Below are 20,204 nucleotides of genomic sequence, written 5' to 3' on the forward strand. Positions count from 1 at the left end.
AGGTGTCCCATTTTTACCCGAGTAGCTAATTTTTGCCGGAAAGTCCTGAAGCGTGATGAAGAGGAAGCCCCAGCAGAGGTTGAACCAGAGCGTCTGATGACCATCATTCCTCGTGAAAGCCATACCATCTCACGTAAAGACATCAGCGAAAATGCCCTCAAAGTGCTCTATCGCCTGAACAAAGCCGGTTATGAAGCCTATCTGGTAGGCGGTGGCGTGCGCGATTTGCTACTGGGGCAAAAACCTAAAGATTTCGACGTGACCACCAATGCCACGCCTGAGCAGATGCGTAAGCTGTTCCGCAACTGTCGCCTGGTTGGCCGTCGTTTCCGTCTGGCGCACGTGATGTTTGGCCCGGAAGTGATCGAAGTCGCCACCTTCCGTGGACATCATCAGGCGGAAGAGCCGGAAGAGGATCGCAACAGCTCGCAGCGTGCCCAGAGCGGTATGCTGCTGCGCGACAACATCTTCGGCTCAATCGAAGATGATGCCCAGCGACGCGATCTCACCATCAACAGCCTCTACTACAGCGTGGCTGATTTCAGCGTGCGTGACTATGTCGGCGGCATCAGCGATCTCGAACAGGGCATCATTCGCCTGATTGGCGATCCGGAAACCCGCTACCGCGAAGATCCGGTCCGCATGCTGCGCGTCGCACGCTTTGCTGCCAAACTCAATATGAGCATTGCGCCGGAAACCGCCGAGCCGATTCCACGTCTGGCCTCGCTGTTGCGTGATATTCCGCCTGCTCGCCTGTTTGAAGAGTCGCTGAAGATGTTGCAGGCTGGCTACGGCTACAGCACATATCTCAAGCTGTGTGAATATCAGCTGTTCCAGCCACTGTTCCCGACGCTGGCGCGCAACTTCACCGAAAACAGCGACAGCCACATGGAGCGGATGCTGGCGCAGGTGCTGAAAAACACCGATAACCGCATTCACAACGACATGCGCGTTAATCCGGCGTTCCTGTTTGCCGCGATGTTCTGGTATCCGCAGCTTGAAACGGCAGAACGCATTGCGCAGGAGAGTGGCCTGACCTACTTCGAAGCTTTTGCGATGGCGATGAACGATACGCTGGACGAAGCCTGCCGTGCGCTGGCGATTCCGAAACGTATTACGTCGCTAATCCGCGATATCTGGCTGCTGCAGTTACGCATGTCCCGCCGACACGGTAAACGCGCCTGGAAACTGATGGAGCATCCGAAATTCCGTGCTGCTTATGATCTGCTGGCGCTGCGGGCGGAAGTGGAAAATAACCCGGAACTGCTGCGCCTGAGCCAGTGGTGGGGTGAATTCCAGGTGGCTGCGCCGCCGCATCAGAAAAACATGCTCAATAACCTGGGTGACGATCCGGTGCCGCGTAATAAATCGCGTCGTCCGCGCCGCCGTCCTTCCGCACCGCGTCGTGACAACCAGAACGTCTCATGACACGGGTTTACCTCGCGTTAGGCAGTAACCTGGCCGATCCGCTGCATCAGGTTGATGCAGCGCTGACCGCACTGGATGCGTTGCCGCAGACGCAACGCATCGCTACCTCGCCGTTTTACCGCACGCCGCCTTATGGCCCACCCGATCAGCCCGATTTTCTCAATGCCGCCGTGGCGCTGGAGACCGATCTCAGTGCCGAAGCGCTGCTTGACCATACCCAGCGGATTGAGCAGGAGCATGGCCGGGTGCGCAAGGCAGAACGCTGGGGTCCGCGCACGCTGGATATCGATCTGATGCTGTTTGGCGAGGCGCACATCAACACGGAGCGGCTGATTGTGCCGCACTATGATCTGCTGAATCGCGCCTTTATGCTGGTGCCCCTGCTGGCGATTGCGCCAGACGCCCGCCTGCCCGACGGTCGCGCACTCAGCACAATCCTGGCTACCCTCGACAGCAGCAGCATCGTGCTGTGGCACGGCTGAGCAGACAAACGCACATCTCTGATTCCGCTCTTTCACGCTATCCAGTAAACTGCGCCCATCAGAATTCCTGAGTTGAGAGCGCCATGAAACCCACCACGATTTCACATCTGCGTCAGGCGAAAGCCAGCGGTAAAAAATTCGCGACCCTGACCGCCTACGATTTCAGTTTCGCCCGCTTGTTTGCCGATGAAGGCATTCAGGTGCTGCTGGTTGGTGATTCTTTAGGGATGACGGTGCAGGGGCATGATTCCACCCTGCCGGTCACGGTCAGCGACATCGCCTATCACACCGCCGCCGTGCGCCGTGGCGCACCACAGGCACTGCTGCTCGCCGACCTGCCGTTTATGAGTTATGCCACGCCACAGCAGACCTTTGACAACGCCGCGCAGCTGATGCGTGCCGGTGCTAACATGGTGAAGCTTGAAGGCGGCAGCTGGCTGGCTGAGACCGTGCAGATGCTGACCGAGCGGGCCGTTCCGGTGTGTGGTCATCTGGGCCTGACACCGCAGTCGGTCAATATCTTTGGCGGCTATAAAGTGCAGGGCCGGGATGAAGCCGGTGCAGAGCAGTTGCTGGCCGATGCGCTGGCGCTGGAAGCCGCAGGTGCACAGCTGATGGTGCTGGAGTGTGTGCCGGTGTCGGTAGCGCAGCGGATTACCGACGCGCTCACCATCCCGGTGATCGGTATCGGTGCCGGCAATGTCACCGATGGTCAGATTCTGGTGATGCATGACGCGCTGGGCGTAACCGGCGGCCACATTCCCAAATTTGCCAAAAATTTCCTGGCGGAGACCGGCGATGTTCGCGCGGCGATTCGCCACTATATCGCCGAAGTCGAGGCCGGAACCTATCCGGCGGCAGAGCACAGTTTCCAGTAATCCAGGAGAGTCACCGTGTTGATCATTGAAACGCTGCTGATGCTGCGCCAGGAAGTCCGTCGCTGGCGTCTGCAGGGTAAACGCATTGCGCTGGTGCCGACCATGGGCAACCTGCATGAAGGCCATCTGACGCTGGTGGATGAAGCACGGGCGCGCGGCGACATCGTGATTGTCTCGATCTTTGTCAATCCGATGCAGTTCGATCGCGCCGATGATTTAGCGCGCTACCCGCGCACGCTGCAGGAAGATTGTGAAAAGCTGAATCGCCACCAGGTTGACGTGGTCTTCGCCCCCTCACCTGCTGAAGTCTATCCGCAGGGCGCGCAGAATCAGACCTTTGTTGAGGTGCCTGTGCTCTCTTCCCTGCTGGAAGGGGCCACACGTCCAGGTCATTTTCGCGGTGTGGCCACTATCGTCAGCAAACTGTTTAATCTGGTACAGCCCGATATTGCCTGTTTCGGTGAAAAGGATTTTCAGCAGCTGGCTATCATTCGTAAGATGGTGGCCGATATGGGCTTCGACATTGAGATTGTTGGTGTGCCTACGGTGCGCGCTAAAGATGGCCTGGCGCTGAGTTCGCGCAACGGCTACCTGACGGCAGATGAGCGTAAGCTGGCACCGGTCCTGAGCCAGGTGATGCATCAGATGGCGACGCAGCTGGAGAATGGCGAGCGTCATATTGACGAGATCATTGAGGCAGCCAGTGAGGCACTGCTGGCGCAGGGGTTACGCCCTGATGGCCTGGCGATCTGTGATGCGGAAACGCTGCAACCGCTGACGGTGGACAGCCAGCGCGCGGTGGTGCTGATGGCCGCCTGGCTGGGCAAGGCCCGCCTGATTGATAATCAAACCGTTGACCTGACGCAGTAATTAATCCCGCTGCAGGTTATTTTATTTCTCTGACAAGGTTTCTGGCTATGATTCGCACAGTTCTGCAAGGCAAATTGCACCGCGTGAAGGTGACGCAGGCGGACCTCAATTATGAAGGTTCCTGCGCTATCGATCAGGATTTCCTGGATGCTTCCGGCATTCTGCAATATGAAGCGATCGATATTTATAACGTCACCAACGGTCAGCGCTTTTCCACCTACGCTATCGCGGCTGAGCGTGGCTCGAAAATCATCTCGGTCAACGGTGCGGCCGCCCGCTGCGCCTGCGAAGGCGATATTTTAATTATCTGCTCCTATGTGCAGGTAGACGATGCCGAGGCGCGTCAGTGGCAGCCTAAGGTCGCCTATTTTGAAGGTGACAACCAGATGAAGCGTCTGGCGAAAGCGCTACCGGTGCAGCTCGCCTGATTAAAACCTGATTAAAAAAGGGCCGCCGGTAAAACGGGCGGCCCTTTTTATTTCTACTGCAGTAATTAAACCGGTTTGGTTGTCATCGGCTTCGATGACTTTTTCATCGTAAAGAGGAAATTAAACCAGCCGCGTTTTCTCATCAGACATAATGTCCACGGTAACGCCAGCGCCACCAGGAATGCCGAAATAAACTTCAGGTCATTTACCCAGGCAGACGGGCTTTCAAACTTCACAATCTTACTGAAGAACTGAATCGCCAGATAATGCGACAGGTAGAAGACGATAGAATTGACGCCTATGTAGTAGACCAGTTCAGACTTCAGTTTCAGCGCAATCCAGACAAAGAACGGAACCGATAATAGTGCCAGCGGTGACAATAACGCCTGGGAATGACGTTCCAGCACAAAGATATTCAGGCAGGAGAGCAGCACAAAACTAATTACTGAGATAAACAGCGTCGGGCCATGCTGCACTTTCTCCGCGATATCCACCTGCTTCCTCACGACGTAATCGCCGAGATAGAAGAATACAAACAGATAAAGCGATTTATTGATGTGGGTATTGTCGAAGCTGGCAAACACGCCATCCGCCTCAATCGCTGGCAGCGCCCAGCTCAGCGTCATACAGATGGCAAACACCAGCAGGAACGGCAAGTGACGGGCAAAGATAATCACAATAAAGAAGATAAACAGCGAATGCAGGAACCAGGTCATATCACCGCCACCGGTCAGGTGGGAGAGAATAATATTCATCGGTGATTGCGGCGTATTAGCCATCGAGCTAAACAGGATTTTCAACCCGCCGTAGACGGCAACCCAGACCACAAATGGATAGAGAATACTGCGCACCTTGTTATTAAAAAAAGGACCCAGGCCTTTTCTTAACCCGGCATCGACAAATAAACCTGAAACAAAGAACATCAGCCCCAGCCTTACCGGTGCCAGCATCTCATTTAACAGGCCGCTGAAAGCGGTAAAATGTCCGGCGTTATTATGTACGGCAATAGTGCTGTGCAAAAAAATGATTGCGAGAATACTCAATCCCCGCAGATTATCGATCCACGTTATACGATTCATCTTTTCCTGCCTTTGATTAAAAACTGGCCCTGATTCGGTTGCCATTTTTCTTATTAAGAAGACTCTTAGCCTACTCATTCGTCCCTGAGCAGAGGAATAACCTTATTCCGCCGCTATTCTGATAATTCATAATCAAATAAACAACAGCCAGACTTTAAGGCTATTCTTAAAAAATATTTAATAGTTAAGAATCATTCAGATAGCGAAAGATGTCAGAGTATTATCAGATAATACTTAGGGTTATTTTTTGTGAGTAAGGATGTAAGCGAGGCGTCAGGCGACTTCAGAGGCAAAATATAACGAATGAGGCGGGTTTTAAGGTGATTTTTAAGGCCAGGCAGAACCGTAGTCAGCGTGATTTACACTCCACCCAAAAAAAAGCCACGCCCTTATCGCAGCGTGGCCCTTACCATTCAGCTTAACGTCAGGTGCGTAATCCGCGCCCGCGCTGAATCAGCGCATAGACCAGCCAGTAGAACACCAGAATAAAGGCCACCAGCACCGAGAGGGTAAACACCAGCGGCACATCATTAATGCCGAGGAAGCCATAACGGAATCCGCTAATCATATAAACGATTGGATTGAGTTTAGAGACAGCCTGCCAGATCGGCGGCAGCAAACTCAGTGAATAGAATACGCCGCCCAGATAAGTCAGTGGCGTCAGCACAAAGGTCGGGATCAGGCTGATATCGTCAAAGGTGCGCGCAAAAACAGCGTTCAGCAGACCTGCCAGTGAAAACAGAATCGCGGTCAGCAGCAGCGTGACCGCCACCATCGTCCAGGAATGCACGTGGAACGGCACAAAGAACAGCGAGATGGCCGTCACCAGAATACCCACGCAGACACCACGCGCCACGCCGCCGCCAACATAGCCGGCAATAATGATGTGGGTCGGCACTGGCGCGACCAGCAGCTCTTCAATGTTGCGCTGGAACTTGGCGCTGAAGAACGACGACGCCACGTTGGCATAGGCGTTAGTGATGACCGCCATCATGATCAATCCCGGCACGATGAACTGCATATAGCTGAAGCCGTGCATTTCACCGATGCGCGACCCGATCAGGTTGCCAAAAATGATGAAATAGAGCGTCATGGTGATGACCGGCGGTACCAGCGTCTGGATCCAGATGCGGGCGAAACGGTTAACCTCTTTGGCCCAGATGCTCTTCAGCGCCACCCAGTAGAGATGTGTCATGCTTTTGCTCCTGTTTTTCCCTGCGTCGTCAGACCCACAAACAGCTCTTCAAGACGGTTGGCTTTATTGCGCATACTCAGCACCTGCACACCCTGCGCGCTAAGCTGGCTGAAGACGCTGTTGAGCCCCTGCTCACGCAGCACTTCCACTTCGAGCGTTGAGGTATCGGTCAGCCGGTACTGGAACCCTTCCAGCGTGGGCAGCGGACTGCGGGGTGCCAGATCCAGGATAAAGGTTTCTGATTTGAGCTTGGAGAGCAGCCCTTTCATTGAGGTGTTCTCCACCAGCTCACCGCTCTGGATGATGCCGATGTTGCGGCACAGCATCTCCGCCTCTTCCAGATAGTGGGTAGTGAGAATAATGGTCGTGCCTTTGGCATTGAGATCTTTCAGGAATACCCACATCGAGCGTCGCAGTTCGATATCGACCCCGGCTGTCGGTTCATCCAGAATCAGCAGCTTAGGCTCATGCATCAGCGCACGGGCGATCATCAGGCGACGCTTCATTCCGCCGGAAAGCATGCGTGCACGTTCAGCGCGTTTTCCCCACAGATCGAGCTGCTTCAGATACTTTTCTGCCCGCTCATTGGCTTCACGACGCTCAACGCCATAGTAACCCGCCTGATTAACGACGATTTGCATCACCGTCTCAAACGGGTTGAAGTTAAACTCCTGCGGCACCAGGCCGAGCTGGCGCTTGGCATTCACCACATCTTTTTCGAGATCGTAGCCAAACACCCGCACGCTGCCCTCGGATTTGTTAACCAGCGAACTGATAATTCCGATGGTGGTCGATTTACCGGCACCGTTTGGCCCCAGCAGCGCATAAAAGTCACCCGCTTCAACGTTAAGATCGATGCCCTTCAGCGCCTGCACGCCGCCGGGATAGGTCTTGGTCAGCCGGGAAAGTTCCAGTGCATAAGTCATTCTGCATCCATACCCTGTTTTGATGGCATTGCAATGCCGTTTAAATTTATCAGGCCCTGTCATATAGTACGCGCGCGCACTCTGCGCAGTAACCGGTCGCTCAACACCATGACAGACATCAACACCCTGATCAGAAACAACCGCGAATGGTCAAAATTACTGGTTGAAGAAGATCCCAGCTTTTTTGAGCGGCTCGCCCAGGCACAAAAACCGCGCTTCCTGTGGATTGGCTGTTCTGACAGCCGTGTTCCTGCCGAACGTCTGACCGGGCTCGAACCCGGCGAACTCTTCGTTCACCGCAACGTGGCCAATCTGGTAATCCACACCGACCTGAACTGTCTGTCCGTGGTGCAGTACGCTATCGAAGTGCTGGAAGTGGAACACGTTATCGTCTGCGGCCATTACGGCTGCGGCGGCGTGCAGGCGGCGATGGATAACCCGGAACTGGGATTAATCGACAACTGGCTGCTGCACATCCGCGACCTCTGGTACAAGCATAGCGTGTTGCTGGGGGAACTCCCGCCGGATAAGCGCCTGGACAAACTGTGCGAAATCAACGTTATTGAACAAGTCTATAACCTGGGGCACTCCACCGTACTGCAATCTGCCTGGAAACGCGGAAAGGATGTCTCCCTGCACGGCTGGGTATACGGCATTCAGGACGGCTGTCTGCGTAACCTTGATGTGACGGCAAACAGCCGGGAGATCCTCGAACAGCGCTACCGCCACGGCATTGCTAATCTGCGGAAGAACGGCGAGGCCTGAGCCGATCGCAGCGTAAAGCGCGGCATAGCCTACACCAGGCAACAGGTGCAGGCCTTGGAAGAATGTGCGGTAGAGCGGTATCAGGATTCCAGCGGCACCACTTTGCCAATATAAGGCAGATGGCGATAGTGCTGAGCATAGTCGATACCAAAGCCCACCACGAACTCGTCCGGAATCGCAAAGCCGACATATTCGACGTTCACTTCGACTTCACGGCGCTCAGGCTTATCCAGCAGCGTACAGATCGCCAGGGATTTTGGCTGACGCAGTTGCAGAATCTCACGCACTTTGCTCAGGGTGTTGCCGGAGTCGATGATATCTTCGACGATCAGCACATCCTTGCCACGGATGTCTTCATCCAGATCTTTCAGGATTTTCACATCACGCGTGCTGGACATCCCGCTGCCGTAACTGGAAGCCGTCATAAAGTCGACTTCATGCGGCACATCGATGGCGCGACAGAGATCAGCCATGAACATAAAGGAGCCGCGCAGCAGCCCCACCAGCACCATATCGCTGCCGCTGTCGCGGTAGTGGTCGTTAATCTCTTTGCCCAGTTCAGCGATGCGCGTGGCGATTGCCTGTTCAGGGATCATCACTTCAACAGTGTGTTTCATTGCGTTCAGCCCGGTTACGTCAGAAAAGCCCCGGAGTCTATCACAGACGCAGCAGCGACGGCTGCGCGGCCCTATAAGCAAACGATTACGTCGCGAAAATTATTACCCGCCGCCTGCGGCTCGCTGAAATGCGCATTACCTTAGAACATTCTGGCATTTACCAGCATGATTCGCTGCATGGTAGCCTTTATCCAACAGATCGTTACCCTACTCGCGCCGCTGGCCGGAGATCACAATGACTTCATCTTCAAGCAAAAAAACGCATATCGGCGACAGGCCGCTGCACCCTGAAACCCAGATGCTGAACTATGGCTATGATCCCCGCCTCTCTGAAGGTGCGGTGAAGCCGCCGGTGTTTCTGACCTCGACCTTTGTCTTTGACAGCGCCGAAGAGGGACGGGATTTCTTTGATTACGTCTCTGGCCGACGTGAGCCGCCGGAAGGCAAATCGGGTGGGCTGGTCTATTCCCGCTTTAACCACCCTAACAGCGAAATTGTAGAAGATCGGCTGGCGGTCTATGAGCAGGCGGAGAGCTGTTCGCTCTTCTCTTCCGGTATGGCCGCCATCTCCACTGCCCTGCTGACGTTTGCCCGTCCGGGCGAGGTGATCCTGCATTCCCAGCCGCTGTATGGCGGCACCGAAACCCTGCTTAGCAAGACGCTGCACAATCTGGACATCAAAGCAGTGGGTTTCAGCGACGGCAATGACGAAGCCAAAGTGCGTGAAGCCGCTCAGCAGGCGATGGCCCAGGGCCGGGTAGCGGTGATCCTGATTGAAACGCCAGCGAATCCCACCAACAGCCTGGTTAATATCCGTCTGATGGCGCGTATCGCTGATGAGATTGATCAGCAGCAGGGTTCACGACCGATTATCGCCTGTGACAACACGCTGCTCGGCCCGCTGTTCCAGCAGCCGCTGACGCTGGGCGCTGACCTGTCGCTCTACTCGCTGACTAAGTATGTTGGCGGTCACTCTGACCTGATTGCAGGCGCGGCGATGGGCAGTAAAGCGCTGATGGCGAAAGTGCGCGCCCTGCGCAGCGCAATCGGCACGCAGCTGGATCCACACTCAAGCTGGATGCTTAGCCGCTCGCTGGAAACGCTGTCGTTACGCATGGAGAAAGCCTGGCAGAATGCGGAAGCGGTCGCGGCGTTTCTGCGCGATCACCCGAAAGTGGCGAAGCTGCACTGGCTGCCCTATCTGGATGCGGAGAGCGCCGAAGGGAAAACTTATCGCGAGCAGTGCAGCGGTGCCGGTTCGACCTTCTCATTTGATATCGTCGGCGATCAGCCCGCTGCGTTCCGTTTTCTTAATGCGCTGTCGCTGTTTAAGCAGGCGGTAAGCCTGGGCGGTACCGAGTCGCTGGCCAGCCATCCTGGCAGCACCACCCACTCCGGCGTGCCGCAGGCGGTGCGTCAGCGTATTGGGATCACTGACGCCACGGTGCGGCTGTCGATTGGCATCGAAAACGCCGGCGACCTGATTGAAGATGTGAAGCTGGCGCTGGAGCAGGCGTAATCAGCTGACGGTAAAGCCCAGCATCATGCCGGTGTCTTCATGCTCCAGCAGATGGCAGTGGGCCATGTAAGCGTGTTCTGCGGCGGCGACATAGTTGAAGCGTACCAGCACTTCACTGCGCCAGCCGTCGACATTCACCATATCTTTCCAGCCCTGCCGGTGCGGGGCTGGCGGTTTGCCGTTTTCTGAAAGAATACGAAACTGGGTGCCGTGAATGTGGAACGGGTGCAGCATCGCGTCGCCTTCACCTGAAATCGTCCACTTCTCGTAATCACCCAGCTTCACCGCAAACGACGGCTTCGTCATATCAAAGGCCTGGCCATTAATCTTATTGCCGTTGCGGAAATCGTAACCGGCGGGCGGCGTATTGCCGTGCATGCTGTGATCCATATTTTCCATTGGTGGCATCGGCTCGGCAGCCGTTTTCTCCTCCGGCGTCTGCGACATCGTGTGATGACCGCCCTTGCCCATCGCTTTCTCGCCGTAGCGCTGCATCAGCGCCTGCATGCCCTGCTGGTCCAGCTGCGGGTCCATCATCAGCTGCAGCCAGCGTGTCGTCAGGCCGTCGGTTGAGGGTAGCGCTGGCAGCGTCGCCAGCTGATCCGGCAGCGTGGCGCTGGCCATCACCCGCAGCGGCAGGATCTGCACCAGCGGCAGCGGCTGGTCAAAGGGCGGCAGCGTCATGCCCATCTGCTCTGTCGGCAGCGTCACCAGATCGAAGCTGTTACCGTCAGAAGTATCGATCATCACCTCAAAACGCTCGCCCGGCAGGAGCGGCAGCGAGTCGAGCTTTACCGGCTCGGCCAGCAGGCCACCATCGCTGGCGATCACGTAGAGAGGACGTTTATCACTGGCGGCAACATGCAGCGAACGGGCATTGCAGCCGTTGAGCAGACGCAGACGCAGCCAGCCGCGCGGCACCGCATGCTGCGGATAGTGCACGCCGTTGGTCAGCATCATGTCGCCAAACCAGCCCACCGCGGCGCGCATCACGTCGAGCTGATAATCAATGCGGCTGCCATCTTTGGTCAGCTGCTTATCCTGAAAAATCAGCGGCACATCATCCACACCCCACTGCGAGGGCAAACGCAGCGTTCCGCTCTCTTTATCTTCCAGCAGGATCAGTCCCGCCAGCCCCTGAGCCACCTGATGCCCGGTCTTGCCATGCAGATGCGGGTGATACCAGCAGGTTGCGGCGGGTTGATCGGGCGTAAAAGAGACCTGACGCGAGCCGCCAGGCGCAATCACTGCCTGCGGGCCGCCATCCACTGCGCCGGGGATTTCCAGCCCGTGCCAGTGCAGTGTGGTCGCTTCGCTGAGCCGGTTATGAATGTTCACCGTCACCGGTTTGCCACTCTGCATCTTCAGCACCGGCCCCAGCAGGCTGCCGTTATAGCCCCAGGTCGGCACCGCTTTGCCGTTCCACTGGGTGGTACCCTGCATCGCGGTGAGGCTGTAGCTGCCCCTGGCATCGGGTTCAAGCAGAGACGGAATCGGCAGCAGCGGACGGGTGGCTGCCATCAGCGAACGGCTCCAGAGCGGTAATGCTCCGGCTGCACTCAGTGCGGCAGTGAGTTTCAGGAAATGGCGACGTTGCATGGTGATCATCCTTGTGGCATCAGAGCGCACAGCCTAAACCCTGACCTTATGGGAAGGTCAAGTCCTGACCGTGCGAATCTGACGAAAAAAGGCGGTGCAGCAGCCCACAGCGGCAAATTAATCGAAAACCTGAGAGCAACTGTGCTAACGTCATTAGCAATATCCATTGAAGAGAACGACTATGAAGCAAAGTATCAGGATCCTGCTGCTGACGGGACTCCTTGGCTTCTCCTCCACCAGTTTTGCCCTGAGCGAATCCGAAGCGGAAGATCTGGCCGATCTCACGGCGGTTTTCGTCTATCTGAAAAATGATTGTGGCTATCAGGATTTACCGGACGCGCAGATTCGCAAAGCGCTGGTCTTTTTTGCTCAGCAGAACCGCTGGGATTTAAGCAACTACAGCAACTACAACATGAAAGCGCTGGGTGAAGATAGCTATCGCGATCTCAGCGGCATCGCCATCACCAACGACAAAAAGTGCAAGTCACTGGCCCGCGATTCGCTGAGCCTGCTGGCCTACGTCAGGTAACGATTCTTCCCTCTGCAGCCGGACATTGACCGTGCAACCACGGTCAGTGTTAGCTATCATATGCCGCCCATCTTCATGGCGATGTCATCAGAGGAGAGCACCATGGCCCACAATGAAACGTGGTATGAAACCCTTCATGCCGGTTTTGGCCAGTATTTCACGGTCGATAAAGAGCTGTACCGTGAGAAGACTGCGCATCAGGATTTAATCATTTTCGAAAATGCCGCGATGGGCCGCGTAATGGCGCTGGACGGCGTCGTTCAGACCACCGAACGCGACGAATTTATCTACCATGAAATGATGACCCACGTTCCGCTGCTGGCGCACGGCGCGGCGAAGAGCGTTCTGATTATCGGTGGCGGTGACGGCGCAATGCTGCGTGAAGTGTCACGTCATCCCGGGATCGAAAAGATTACCATGGTGGAGATCGATGCGGGCGTGGTGACCTTTTGCCGCCAGTATCTGCCGAACCACAGCGCGGGTGCCTATGACGATCCGCGCTTTACGCTGGTGATTGATGACGGGGTGAACTTCGTTAATCAGACGCAGGAAAAGTTTGATGTCATTATCTCCGACTGCACCGATCCGATTGGTCCGGGCGAGAGTCTGTTTACCTCGGAATTTTATGCCGGGTGCAAAGCGGCCCTTAATGAAAATGGCATCTTTGTGGCGCAGAATGGCGTCTGCTTCCTGCAGCAGGATGAGGCCGTTAACAGCCATCGCAAGCTGGGACATTACTTTGCGGACGTCAGTTTCTATCAGGCGGCGATTCCGACCTACTACGGCGGCATTATGACCTTTGCCTGGGCGAGTGATAATCCGGCGCTGCGCCAGCTCGACACCGCGACTTTAAAGGCGCGTTTCGAGGCCGCTGGCCTGACCTGCCGTTATTACACGCCAGCAATCCATACCGGCAGCTTTGCCCTGCCGCAATATCTGTTGAATGCGTTATCCGCCGCGTGCTGATAGTGCATTTCTAAGGGGGTGAACGAAATTGCAAAAGCTAAAACTACATGGCTTCAACAACCTGACGAAAAGCCTGAGTTTTTGTATTTACGATATTTGCTATGCGAATACTGAAGCTGAACGCGATGGTTACATCGCCTACATTGACGAACAATATAACGCTAACCGTCTGACGGAAATTCTGACTGAGACCTGCTCCATTATCGGGGCTAACGTGCTCAACATTGCGCGCCAGGATTATGAACCGCAGGGGGCCAGCGTCACGATTCTGGTCAGCGAAGAGCCGATCGATCCGAAAGATATCGATAACTCTGAGCACCCCGGTCCGCTGCCCAACTCGGTGGTGGCTCATCTCGATAAAAGTCATATCTGCGTGCACACCTATCCGGAGAGCCATCCGGCAGGCGGTCTGTGCACCTTCCGTGCAGACATTGAAGTCTCCACCTGTGGCGTCATTTCGCCACTGAAAGCGCTGAACTATCTGATCCACCAGCTGGAGTCAGATATTGTCACCGTCGATTACCGGGTGCGCGGTTTTACCCGTGACGTGAAAGGGATGAAGCACTTCATCGATCACGAGATCAATTCGATTCAGAACTTCATGTCTGAAGATATGAAAGCGATGTATGACATGGTGGATGTGAATGTCTATCAGGAAAACATCTTCCATACCAAGATGTTGCTGAAAGAGTTCGACCTTAAACACTACCTGTTTAACACCCGCCCGGAAGATCTCACTCCGCAGGAGCACAAGCGCATTACCGATCTGCTCTGGAAAGAGATGCGCGAGATCTACTACGGCAGAAATATCCCCTCAGTGGGCCTGAAGACCCTCTGATTATCAGGCGCGCAGCGTTATAGCTCATAACCTGCGCGTCTCTTTCCCTTTGTTCCCCTGCTTTTTCATCACGGCAACCGCCGGAATTCCCTGATCGCCAGCAATAATTTTCCTGTCCGGGCGTGCTACTTTCAGCGCTGAACGCTTATTTCTTAATCCAAGACAGGCAAAAAAAATGGCAAGAATTAACATCATTGATTTCGATGCCGTCCCGGACGCCACCTCACTTTCCACTCAGGCGATACAGCGCGCGATCGACAGCGCAGCAGAAGGCGACACGGTGCTAATCCCGGCAGGCCGCTTTCTGACTGGCGCGCTGTTTTTGAAAAGTGAGATGACGCTGGAGCTGGCAAAAGATGCCGTATTGCTCGGCAGCCAGCGGCTGGAGGATTATCCGGAAATCGCTACCCGCGTGGCGGGGATTGATATGGTCTGGCCCGCAGCAATGCTTAACATCAATCAGTGTCGCAATGTCTCCGTCTGCGGCAGCGGCACTCTTGACGGCCAGGGCGCGGTCTGGTGGCATAAGTTCTGGGGCGACGATGAAAACAGCGGAATGCTGGCGGACTATACCCGCCACGGGCTGCGCTGGGTGGTGGATTACGACTGCAGGCGCCCGCGTAATCTGGTGGTTTATCAGAGCGAATGCGTGACGCTGCAGGACTTTACCTCAAAGGATTCCGGCTTCTGGAACCTGCACGTCTGTTACGCGAAACAGGTTAATTTGCAGAGACTCAATGTGATGAACGCCACCGGCCCCAGCACTGACGGTATTGATATCGACTCCAGTCAGTTAGTTCGCGTTGAGGGCTGTACGGTCTCCTGTAATGACGACAATATCTGCGTAAAATCGGGGCGCGGCGCAGAAGCGCAACAGCTGGCCAGAACCGCGCGCGATATTATTATTCGCGACTGCACATTGCTGAAAGGCTCGGGCATCACCCTGGGCAGCGAAACCTCTGGCGGTATCGAAAATGTCATCATCGAACATAACCGCTTCTCCGGCACCGGCGTCGGCTTCCGCATCAAGTCAGCCCGCAATCGCGGCGGCTGGATTAAAAACATCATTGTTCGCCATCTGATAATGGAAGATGTCGGCTATCCGTTTATGCTGCAGCTGAACTGGTTCCCGCAATACAGCTACAGCGAGCAGCCTGCCGACACAGAACAGCCATCGTACTGGCGTAAGCTGGCCGCGGGCGTCACGGGCGATGCCGGGCTGACGAGAGTAGAGAATATCCGCATCAGCCATATCAGCAGCAGCCTGACTCAGCCCACGACCTTTTCCCGCGCCTTCTTTATTGAAGGCACGCCGGAAAATCCGATTGAGCAGCTGAGTTTCAGCGATATCACGCTGCAGGCGCAGGAGTTTGGCAAAATAGCGGGCGTAAATAATCTGAGGTTTGAACGGGTTACGGTGGACGCACCCGCGATTACGCGTGAAGAAAATGATACCTACGCGCGTTAACGGCGCGTTTTAACGGCGAGAGATAAAAATAAACGCGCGGTGCTGCTCTCGTCCTGCTGATCAGGTCAGAGCAACACGGCGCGTTCTGTTCAGGCGGAGGTCAGCGCCAGCGTAATCCCGCGCTGCTGGCGAAGCTGGTTCTGAACGCCCGCACACGCTTATGGCAACTGCATGTGGCCGCTGTAAATTATTTTACGCCCCGGTGGGGCTGGCGACAGTATTGGGCTTCTGGGCAGCCGAACGGCTATGGGACGCATTCAGTATGTAGCCACCACATCGGCGATGATCGGCATGATGCGCAGCCGGGCTGCTGAGTTCGCCCGGCCTTATAACCGTAAAGGATTGCCTTACTGTCTTACCGTACGGGTTTGCCGTACTGGTTCATAAACTGGCGATAAGCAGCGATCACCAGCTGAAAATCTTCAATGCCGCAGAACGAGAGGCTCTCTTCGTCATAGTAGTTCATCCCCTCTTCCATACCGTCATCTTCCAGAGCCAGCAGGTTGGCGCGGATCATCACCTCCTCTTCATCCAGCAGAATGGTGTACTCGCTGCCGATCCGCTGCCACTGACGTACGCTGCCTTTGACATCTTCAATGGCGGCTTCAACTTCATCCAGCAATCCCGGATCGTTTTTGACCTCTTCGTTGAACCAGTGGCCGACCGCTTCATGATCCATCGACATGCGAACCTTAATCTGTCCGGTCACATCGCGTAAAAATTCATATTCCATCGCCCGTTCCTCTCAACGTCGTCGTCTCACCTGGTAAGTGTCCGTGCTGCTCTCGCGGCAAAGTGTGACACGTCGCGCATTATTACAGGCTGTCTGCCGAAAGCCAGCTTTTGATCGTCTCTCTACCCCATGCTGAGACGAAAAAAAGGGGCGAATCATCGCCCCTTATTCATGCCTGCAAGGTGAAGAATCAGACCGCGGTCTGGAAAATCACACCATCAGCTTTGTCGGTGTACTGCGTCAGCTGGTCGAAGTTGAGATAGCGATACGTGTCGCTGGCCGTTTTATCGACCTGCGCCATGAATTGCTGATACTCATCCGGCGTTGGCAGTTTGCCAAGCAGAGACGCGACCGCAGCCAGCTCCGCTGACGCCAGGTAGACGTTAGCGCCGTTACCCAGACGGTTCGGGAAGTTACGGGTCGAAGTCGAGACCACCGTCGAACCATCTGCAACACGTGCCTGGTTACCCATGCAGAGTGAACAGCCCGGGATCTCGATACGCGCACCGCTTTTGCCGAATACGCTGTAGTAGCCTTCTTCGGTCAGCTGTGCCGCATCCATCTTGGTTGGCGGTGCCACCCACAGACGGGTTGGCAGCTGGCCTTTGTGGCTATCCAGCAGTTTACCCGCAGCACGGAAGTGACCAATGTTGGTCATGCATGAGCCGATAAACACTTCGTCGATCTTCTCACCCTGAACGTCAGAGAGCAGACGTGCATCGTCCGGATCGTTTGGCGCACAGAGGATTGGCTCTTTGATTTCAGCCAGATCGATTTCGATCACGGCGGCATATTCAGCATCGGCATCCGGCTCAAGCAACTGAGGATCGGCCAGCCATTTCTCCATACCTTCAATGCGACGCTCCAGCGTACGACGATCGCCGTAGCCTTCTGCGATCATCCACTTCAGCAGCACGATGTTAGAGCTGAGGTATTCGATAATCGGCGCTTTATCCAGCTTGATGGTACAGCCCGCAGCGGAACGTTCTGCTGACGCATCGGACAGCTCAAACGCCTGCTCGACTTTCAGATCCGGCAGACCTTCAATCTCCAGGATGCGACCAGAGAAGATGTTTTTCTTACCTTTCTTCTCAACGGTCAGCAGACCCTGTTTGATGGCATACAGCGGAATGGCGTGAACCAGATCGCGCAGGGTAATGCCCGGCTCCATCTTACCTTTGAAGCGCACCAGAACCGATTCCGGCATGTCGAGCGGCATTACGCCAGTCGCGGCGGCAAACGCCACCAGGCCTGAACCCGCCGGGAAAGAGATGCCGATAGGGAAACGGGTGTGCGAGTCACCACCGGTACCGACGGTATCCGGCAGCAGCATACGGTTCAGCCAGCTGTGGATAATGCCGTCACCCGGACGCAGTGACACACCACCGCGGTTCATGATGAAGTCTGGCAGCGTATGGTGCGTGCTCACATCCACCGGCTTCGGATACGCGGCGGTGTGGCAGAACGACTGCATCACCAGATCGGTAGAGAAGCCCAGGCAAGCCAGATCTTTCAGCTCGTCACGGGTCATCGGGCCGGTGGTATCCTGCGAGCCAACCGAGGTCATCTTAGGTTCGCAATAGGCGCCAGGACGAACACCGGTCACGCCACAGGCGCGGCCAACCATTTTCTGCGCCAGCGAGAAACCACGGGTGCTCTCCGCGACATCTTTCGCCTGACGGAATACGGTGCTGTGCGGCAGACCCAGCGACTCGCGCGCTTTGGTGGTCAGACCGCGACCGATGATCAGCGGAATACGGCCACCGGCGCGCACTTCGTCAATCACTACTTCGGTTTTGAGCTCGAAGCTGGCCAGCAGCTCATTGGTTTCGTGGTTGCGGACTTCGCCTTTGAATGGATAGATGTCGATCACATCGCCCATGTTCAGGTTGTTTACGTCCACTTCAATGGGCAGTGCGCCCGCATCTTCCATGGTGTTGAAGAAGATGGGTGCAATTTTGCTGCCCAGCACCACGCCGCCGCCTTTTTTATTTGGCACGTTCGGGATGTCGTCGCCCATAAACCACAGCACCGAGTTGGTGGCGGATTTACGTGAAGAACCGGTTCCGACAACATCACCGACATACGCCAGCGGGAAACCTTTGGTCTTCAGAGCTTCGATCTGTTTGATCGGGCCGATATTGCCCGCGTCATCAGGCTCAATGCCTTCACGGGCATTTTTCAGCATCGCCAGGGCGTGCAGAGGAATGTCTGGACGTGACCAGGCATCCTGGGCCGGAGAGAGATCGTCGGTGTTGGTTTCGCCAGTGACTTTAAACACGGTAACCGTGATCTTCTCTGCCAGTTCAGGCCGTGACAGATACCATTCCGCATCTGCCCAGGATTGCATCACCTGCTTCGCGTATTCATTACCCGCTTTCGCTTTCTCTTCGACATCATAGAAGTTGTCGAACATCAGCAGCGTGTGTGAAAGGGCTTTCGCGGCAATCGGAGCCAGTTTGCTATCGTCCAGCGCCTCAATCAGCGGATGAATATTGTAACCGCCCTGCATGGTGCCAAGCAGTTCAACCGCTTTTTCAGAAGATATCAGAGGAGAGGTTGCTTCGCCTTTGGCGACAGCCGCCAGGAAACCGGCTTTGACATACGCCGCTTCATCGACGCCAGGTGGGACGCGGTTGACCAATAAATCGATCAAAAATTCTTCTTCACCCGCAGGTGGATTTTTTAGCAGTTCAACCAGCGCGGCCATTTGGGAAGCCTCTAAAGGCTTAGGTACAATTCCCTGGGCAGCACGCTCGGCAACGTGCTTACGGTATTCTTCTAGCACGACGTTATCCTCGCTCTCATTATGTAGGGCTTTCCGACCACCTTGCTCACTTATGGAGAACAATCTTCCCTTTCTCGTCCAGGTTGAGGTGCCCGGTTTCGCGGAGGGCAGAATAGCAGTATTTCGTCTGTTTGTTAATCTGTTTACAAAAATACAACATAATCCACTACGGCCACTCTGCCCGCTTAACTCCCTGCATCAGCCAGCTGAGTCGGCTGAATGGGTCTCTCTGCAGCGTACCGCATTCCACACAAATGGCTGCAGGTTTATGTCAGTTTTGCCGTGGCTTTAGCGAAGTGATTCAGGGAAATAGATAACTGGCAGGAATAGAAGCCGGCGTGTTTATGGGGTACAGCGGAGGTGAGCTCAGGAGGATAACAACACCAGGCCGGAAATCAGCCTGATGCAACTGAAACCGAATCTGTCCTGCTGATTACTACTGTTAAAACCCTGGTCTGTAAATCTCTTTTTCATCCTCGCAAGTTACACGTCAGAAGCTACAAAACATAAGCTGTTATTCAGAAGAGGTCGTTATGACCTCTTCTGTGCATGTTTAATTTTTCAGATTTTCCGGAAAATTGGCGGGCAACTGGTCAGGCGGACAGTCGATCACGCTTTCGTTATTTTCGCCCACATCACGGATTACGGTCAGCGTCGCGAACTCATCAATCACTTCGGTTGGATAAGCCGGACCCGCTTCGCGGAATTTTGCCATCTCTTCCAGATGATCATTCTGGAAGCAGACGGTTTTTTCCGGATTATTCATTACCCAGCGCGGGAAGAAGATGGTGCCGTGGAAAATTTTATCAGCCAGATTAACGGCCAGGCTGACATCGGTACCGGTTGGTTCAGTCCAGGAAACTTTATAGACATCCTGCGCCAGACGGACGACATAGACATGCTGATTTTTAACCCAGCGATTACCGACCATACCGCTGTGAATGCGATAGTCGATGGTGCTGGCATTTTTAATGTAGAGCTCGTAATTCCAGCCGTTGTCATAAGTGTAAACCAGATGTTTGCCGACGATGCCAGACAGGTCATGTTTATCGAAAGTGCTCATGGTTAATTCCTCATTTGTTTTCCTTGAGGAGAT

Annotated in this window: 19 protein-coding genes; 11 read left to right on the top strand and 8 right to left on the bottom strand. The window is 55.1% G+C overall.

Going from position 1 to position 20,204, the window contains the following annotated elements; genetic code table 11:
* Nucleotides 1-9 precede the first annotated feature (9 nt).
* The 5 genes from pcnB (at nucleotide 10) to panD (ending at nucleotide 4,086) form a co-directional block, all read left to right on the top strand.
* A complete protein-coding gene (gene pcnB, locus NR195_RS16390; protein ID WP_203583884.1) occupies nucleotides 10-1,428 on the top strand; it encodes a polynucleotide adenylyltransferase PcnB in 1,419 nt (472 codons plus the stop codon).
* Nucleotides 1,425-1,910, top strand: a complete 486-nt coding sequence (gene folK / locus NR195_RS16395; protein ID WP_060679479.1) for a 2-amino-4-hydroxy-6-hydroxymethyldihydropteridine diphosphokinase — start codon at nucleotides 1,425-1,427, stop codon at nucleotides 1,908-1,910. Before pcnB ends, folK begins: the two co-directional genes overlap by 4 nt.
* Before the next feature lie 83 nt (nucleotides 1,911-1,993).
* Nucleotides 1,994-2,788, top strand: coding sequence for a 3-methyl-2-oxobutanoate hydroxymethyltransferase (gene panB / locus NR195_RS16400; RefSeq protein WP_010254026.1), 795 nt, complete (start codon nucleotides 1,994-1,996; stop codon nucleotides 2,786-2,788).
* Between the two features lie 15 nt (nucleotides 2,789-2,803).
* Nucleotides 2,804-3,658, top strand: a complete 855-nt coding sequence (panC, locus tag NR195_RS16405) for a pantoate--beta-alanine ligase (protein ID WP_256844726.1) — start codon at nucleotides 2,804-2,806, stop codon at nucleotides 3,656-3,658.
* Nucleotides 3,659-3,705: 47 nt separating this feature from the next.
* Nucleotides 3,706-4,086, top strand: coding sequence for an aspartate 1-decarboxylase (gene panD / locus NR195_RS16410; RefSeq protein WP_033740289.1), 381 nt, complete (start codon nucleotides 3,706-3,708; stop codon nucleotides 4,084-4,086).
* Nucleotides 4,087-4,151: 65 nt separating this feature from the next.
* Here panD and NR195_RS16415 read toward each other — a convergent pair whose 3' ends face one another.
* The 3 genes from NR195_RS16415 to NR195_RS16425 all read right to left on the bottom strand — a co-directional run bounded on the left by NR195_RS16415 (nucleotide 4,152) and on the right by NR195_RS16425 (nucleotide 7,286).
* Nucleotides 4,152-5,165 carry an acyltransferase family protein gene (locus tag NR195_RS16415; RefSeq protein WP_010671846.1) on the bottom strand — a complete coding sequence of 338 codons (1,014 nt, stop codon included), beginning with the start codon at nucleotides 5,163-5,165 and terminating at the stop codon, nucleotides 4,152-4,154.
* Nucleotides 5,166-5,589: 424 nt separating this feature from the next.
* Nucleotides 5,590-6,360: an ABC transporter permease gene (locus NR195_RS16420; protein ID WP_010254018.1), complete on the bottom strand. Its 771-nt coding sequence runs from the start codon at nucleotides 6,358-6,360 to the stop codon at nucleotides 5,590-5,592.
* The gene (locus NR195_RS16425; protein ID WP_010254017.1) at nucleotides 6,357-7,286 is read right to left on the bottom strand and encodes an ABC transporter ATP-binding protein; all 930 of its coding nucleotides are present in this window, start codon (nucleotides 7,284-7,286) and stop codon (nucleotides 6,357-6,359) included. Before NR195_RS16425 ends, NR195_RS16420 begins: the two co-directional genes overlap by 4 nt.
* Nucleotides 7,287-7,394: 108 nt before the next feature.
* Between NR195_RS16425 and can the strand changes: the two genes are divergently transcribed.
* Complete coding sequence (gene can, locus NR195_RS16430; protein ID WP_029519477.1) at nucleotides 7,395-8,051, top strand: carbonate dehydratase; 657 nt, start codon at nucleotides 7,395-7,397, stop codon at nucleotides 8,049-8,051.
* 80 nt (nucleotides 8,052-8,131) lie between these two features.
* On the opposite strand, the gene hpt is transcribed toward can, so the two are convergent.
* Nucleotides 8,132-8,668: a hypoxanthine phosphoribosyltransferase gene (gene hpt, locus NR195_RS16435; RefSeq protein ID WP_010254010.1), complete on the bottom strand. Its 537-nt coding sequence runs from the start codon at nucleotides 8,666-8,668 to the stop codon at nucleotides 8,132-8,134.
* Between the two features lie 235 nt (nucleotides 8,669-8,903).
* Between hpt and NR195_RS16440 the strand changes: the two genes are divergently transcribed.
* The gene (locus NR195_RS16440; protein ID WP_061703644.1) at nucleotides 8,904-10,187 is read left to right on the top strand and encodes a cystathionine gamma-synthase family protein; all 1,284 of its coding nucleotides are present in this window, start codon (nucleotides 8,904-8,906) and stop codon (nucleotides 10,185-10,187) included.
* Here NR195_RS16440 and cueO read toward each other — a convergent pair whose 3' ends face one another.
* On the bottom strand, nucleotides 10,188-11,786 hold the full coding sequence (gene cueO, locus NR195_RS16445) for a multicopper oxidase CueO (protein WP_052271100.1): 1,599 nt from the start codon (nucleotides 11,784-11,786) through the stop codon (nucleotides 10,188-10,190). It lies immediately after the preceding gene.
* Nucleotides 11,787-11,967: 181 nt separating this feature from the next.
* Here cueO and NR195_RS16450 point away from each other — a divergent pair, with 181 nt between their 5' ends.
* The 4 genes from NR195_RS16450 (at nucleotide 11,968) to NR195_RS16465 (ending at nucleotide 15,587) form a co-directional block, all read left to right on the top strand.
* On the top strand, nucleotides 11,968-12,315 hold the full coding sequence (locus NR195_RS16450; RefSeq protein WP_003854673.1) for a YacC family pilotin-like protein: 348 nt from the start codon (nucleotides 11,968-11,970) through the stop codon (nucleotides 12,313-12,315).
* 102 nt (nucleotides 12,316-12,417) lie between these two features.
* Nucleotides 12,418-13,281: a polyamine aminopropyltransferase gene (gene speE, locus NR195_RS16455; RefSeq protein WP_010253980.1), complete on the top strand. Its 864-nt coding sequence runs from the start codon at nucleotides 12,418-12,420 to the stop codon at nucleotides 13,279-13,281.
* A 28-nt stretch (nucleotides 13,282-13,309) separates the two neighbouring features.
* Complete coding sequence (gene speD / locus NR195_RS16460; RefSeq protein ID WP_010253978.1) at nucleotides 13,310-14,119, top strand: adenosylmethionine decarboxylase; 810 nt, start codon at nucleotides 13,310-13,312, stop codon at nucleotides 14,117-14,119.
* A 175-nt stretch (nucleotides 14,120-14,294) separates the two neighbouring features.
* Nucleotides 14,295-15,587: a glycoside hydrolase family 28 protein gene (locus tag NR195_RS16465; protein WP_256844727.1), complete on the top strand. Its 1,293-nt coding sequence runs from the start codon at nucleotides 14,295-14,297 to the stop codon at nucleotides 15,585-15,587.
* Nucleotides 15,588-15,942: 355 nt separating this feature from the next.
* On the opposite strand, the gene yacL is transcribed toward NR195_RS16465, so the two are convergent.
* The 3 genes from yacL to NR195_RS16485 all read right to left on the bottom strand — a co-directional run bounded on the left by yacL (nucleotide 15,943) and on the right by NR195_RS16485 (nucleotide 20,171).
* Complete coding sequence (yacL, locus tag NR195_RS16475; protein ID WP_010253973.1) at nucleotides 15,943-16,320, bottom strand: protein YacL; 378 nt, start codon at nucleotides 16,318-16,320, stop codon at nucleotides 15,943-15,945.
* 190 nt (nucleotides 16,321-16,510) lie between these two features.
* Entirely contained in the window at nucleotides 16,511-19,108 is a 2,598-nt protein-coding gene (acnB, locus tag NR195_RS16480) for a bifunctional aconitate hydratase 2/2-methylisocitrate dehydratase (RefSeq protein WP_031593569.1), read from the bottom strand.
* 553 nt (nucleotides 19,109-19,661) lie between these two features.
* Complete coding sequence (locus NR195_RS16485; RefSeq protein WP_010253965.1) at nucleotides 19,662-20,171, bottom strand: phenolic acid decarboxylase; 510 nt, start codon at nucleotides 20,169-20,171, stop codon at nucleotides 19,662-19,664.
* Between the last annotated feature and the right edge of the window lie 33 nt (nucleotides 20,172-20,204).

The sequence above is a fragment of the Pantoea sp. Ft-CA_14 genome (assembly GCF_024520875.1).
GTDB classification, from domain to species: domain Bacteria; phylum Pseudomonadota; class Gammaproteobacteria; order Enterobacterales; family Enterobacteriaceae; genus Pantoea; species Pantoea agglomerans.

Bases quoted from the DNA above. Each gene is read 5' to 3' on its own strand.
- folK (WP_060679479.1), top strand. From the start codon at position 1,425: ATGACACGGGTTTACCTCGCGTTAGGCAGTAACCTGGCCGATCCGCTG.
- panB (WP_010254026.1), top strand. From the start codon at position 1,994: ATGAAACCCACCACGATTTCACATCTGCGTCAGGCGAAAGCCAGCGGT.
- panD (WP_033740289.1), top strand. From the start codon at position 3,706: ATGATTCGCACAGTTCTGCAAGGCAAATTGCACCGCGTGAAGGTGACG.
- NR195_RS16415 (WP_010671846.1), bottom strand. From the start codon at position 5,165: ATGAATCGTATAACGTGGATCGATAATCTGCGGGGATTGAGTATTCTC.
- NR195_RS16420 (WP_010254018.1), bottom strand. From the start codon at position 6,360: ATGACACATCTCTACTGGGTGGCGCTGAAGAGCATCTGGGCCAAAGAG.
- NR195_RS16425 (WP_010254017.1), bottom strand. From the start codon at position 7,286: ATGACTTATGCACTGGAACTTTCCCGGCTGACCAAGACCTATCCCGGC.
- can (WP_029519477.1), top strand. From the start codon at position 7,395: ATGACAGACATCAACACCCTGATCAGAAACAACCGCGAATGGTCAAAA.
- hpt (WP_010254010.1), bottom strand. From the start codon at position 8,668: ATGAAACACACTGTTGAAGTGATGATCCCTGAACAGGCAATCGCCACG.
- NR195_RS16440 (WP_061703644.1), top strand. From the start codon at position 8,904: ATGACTTCATCTTCAAGCAAAAAAACGCATATCGGCGACAGGCCGCTG.
- cueO (WP_052271100.1), bottom strand. From the start codon at position 11,786: ATGCAACGTCGCCATTTCCTGAAACTCACTGCCGCACTGAGTGCAGCC.
- NR195_RS16450 (WP_003854673.1), top strand. From the start codon at position 11,968: ATGAAGCAAAGTATCAGGATCCTGCTGCTGACGGGACTCCTTGGCTTC.
- speE (WP_010253980.1), top strand. From the start codon at position 12,418: ATGGCCCACAATGAAACGTGGTATGAAACCCTTCATGCCGGTTTTGGC.
- NR195_RS16465 (WP_256844727.1), top strand. From the start codon at position 14,295: ATGGCAAGAATTAACATCATTGATTTCGATGCCGTCCCGGACGCCACC.
- yacL (WP_010253973.1), bottom strand. From the start codon at position 16,320: ATGGAATATGAATTTTTACGCGATGTGACCGGACAGATTAAGGTTCGC.
- NR195_RS16485 (WP_010253965.1), bottom strand. From the start codon at position 20,171: ATGAGCACTTTCGATAAACATGACCTGTCTGGCATCGTCGGCAAACAT.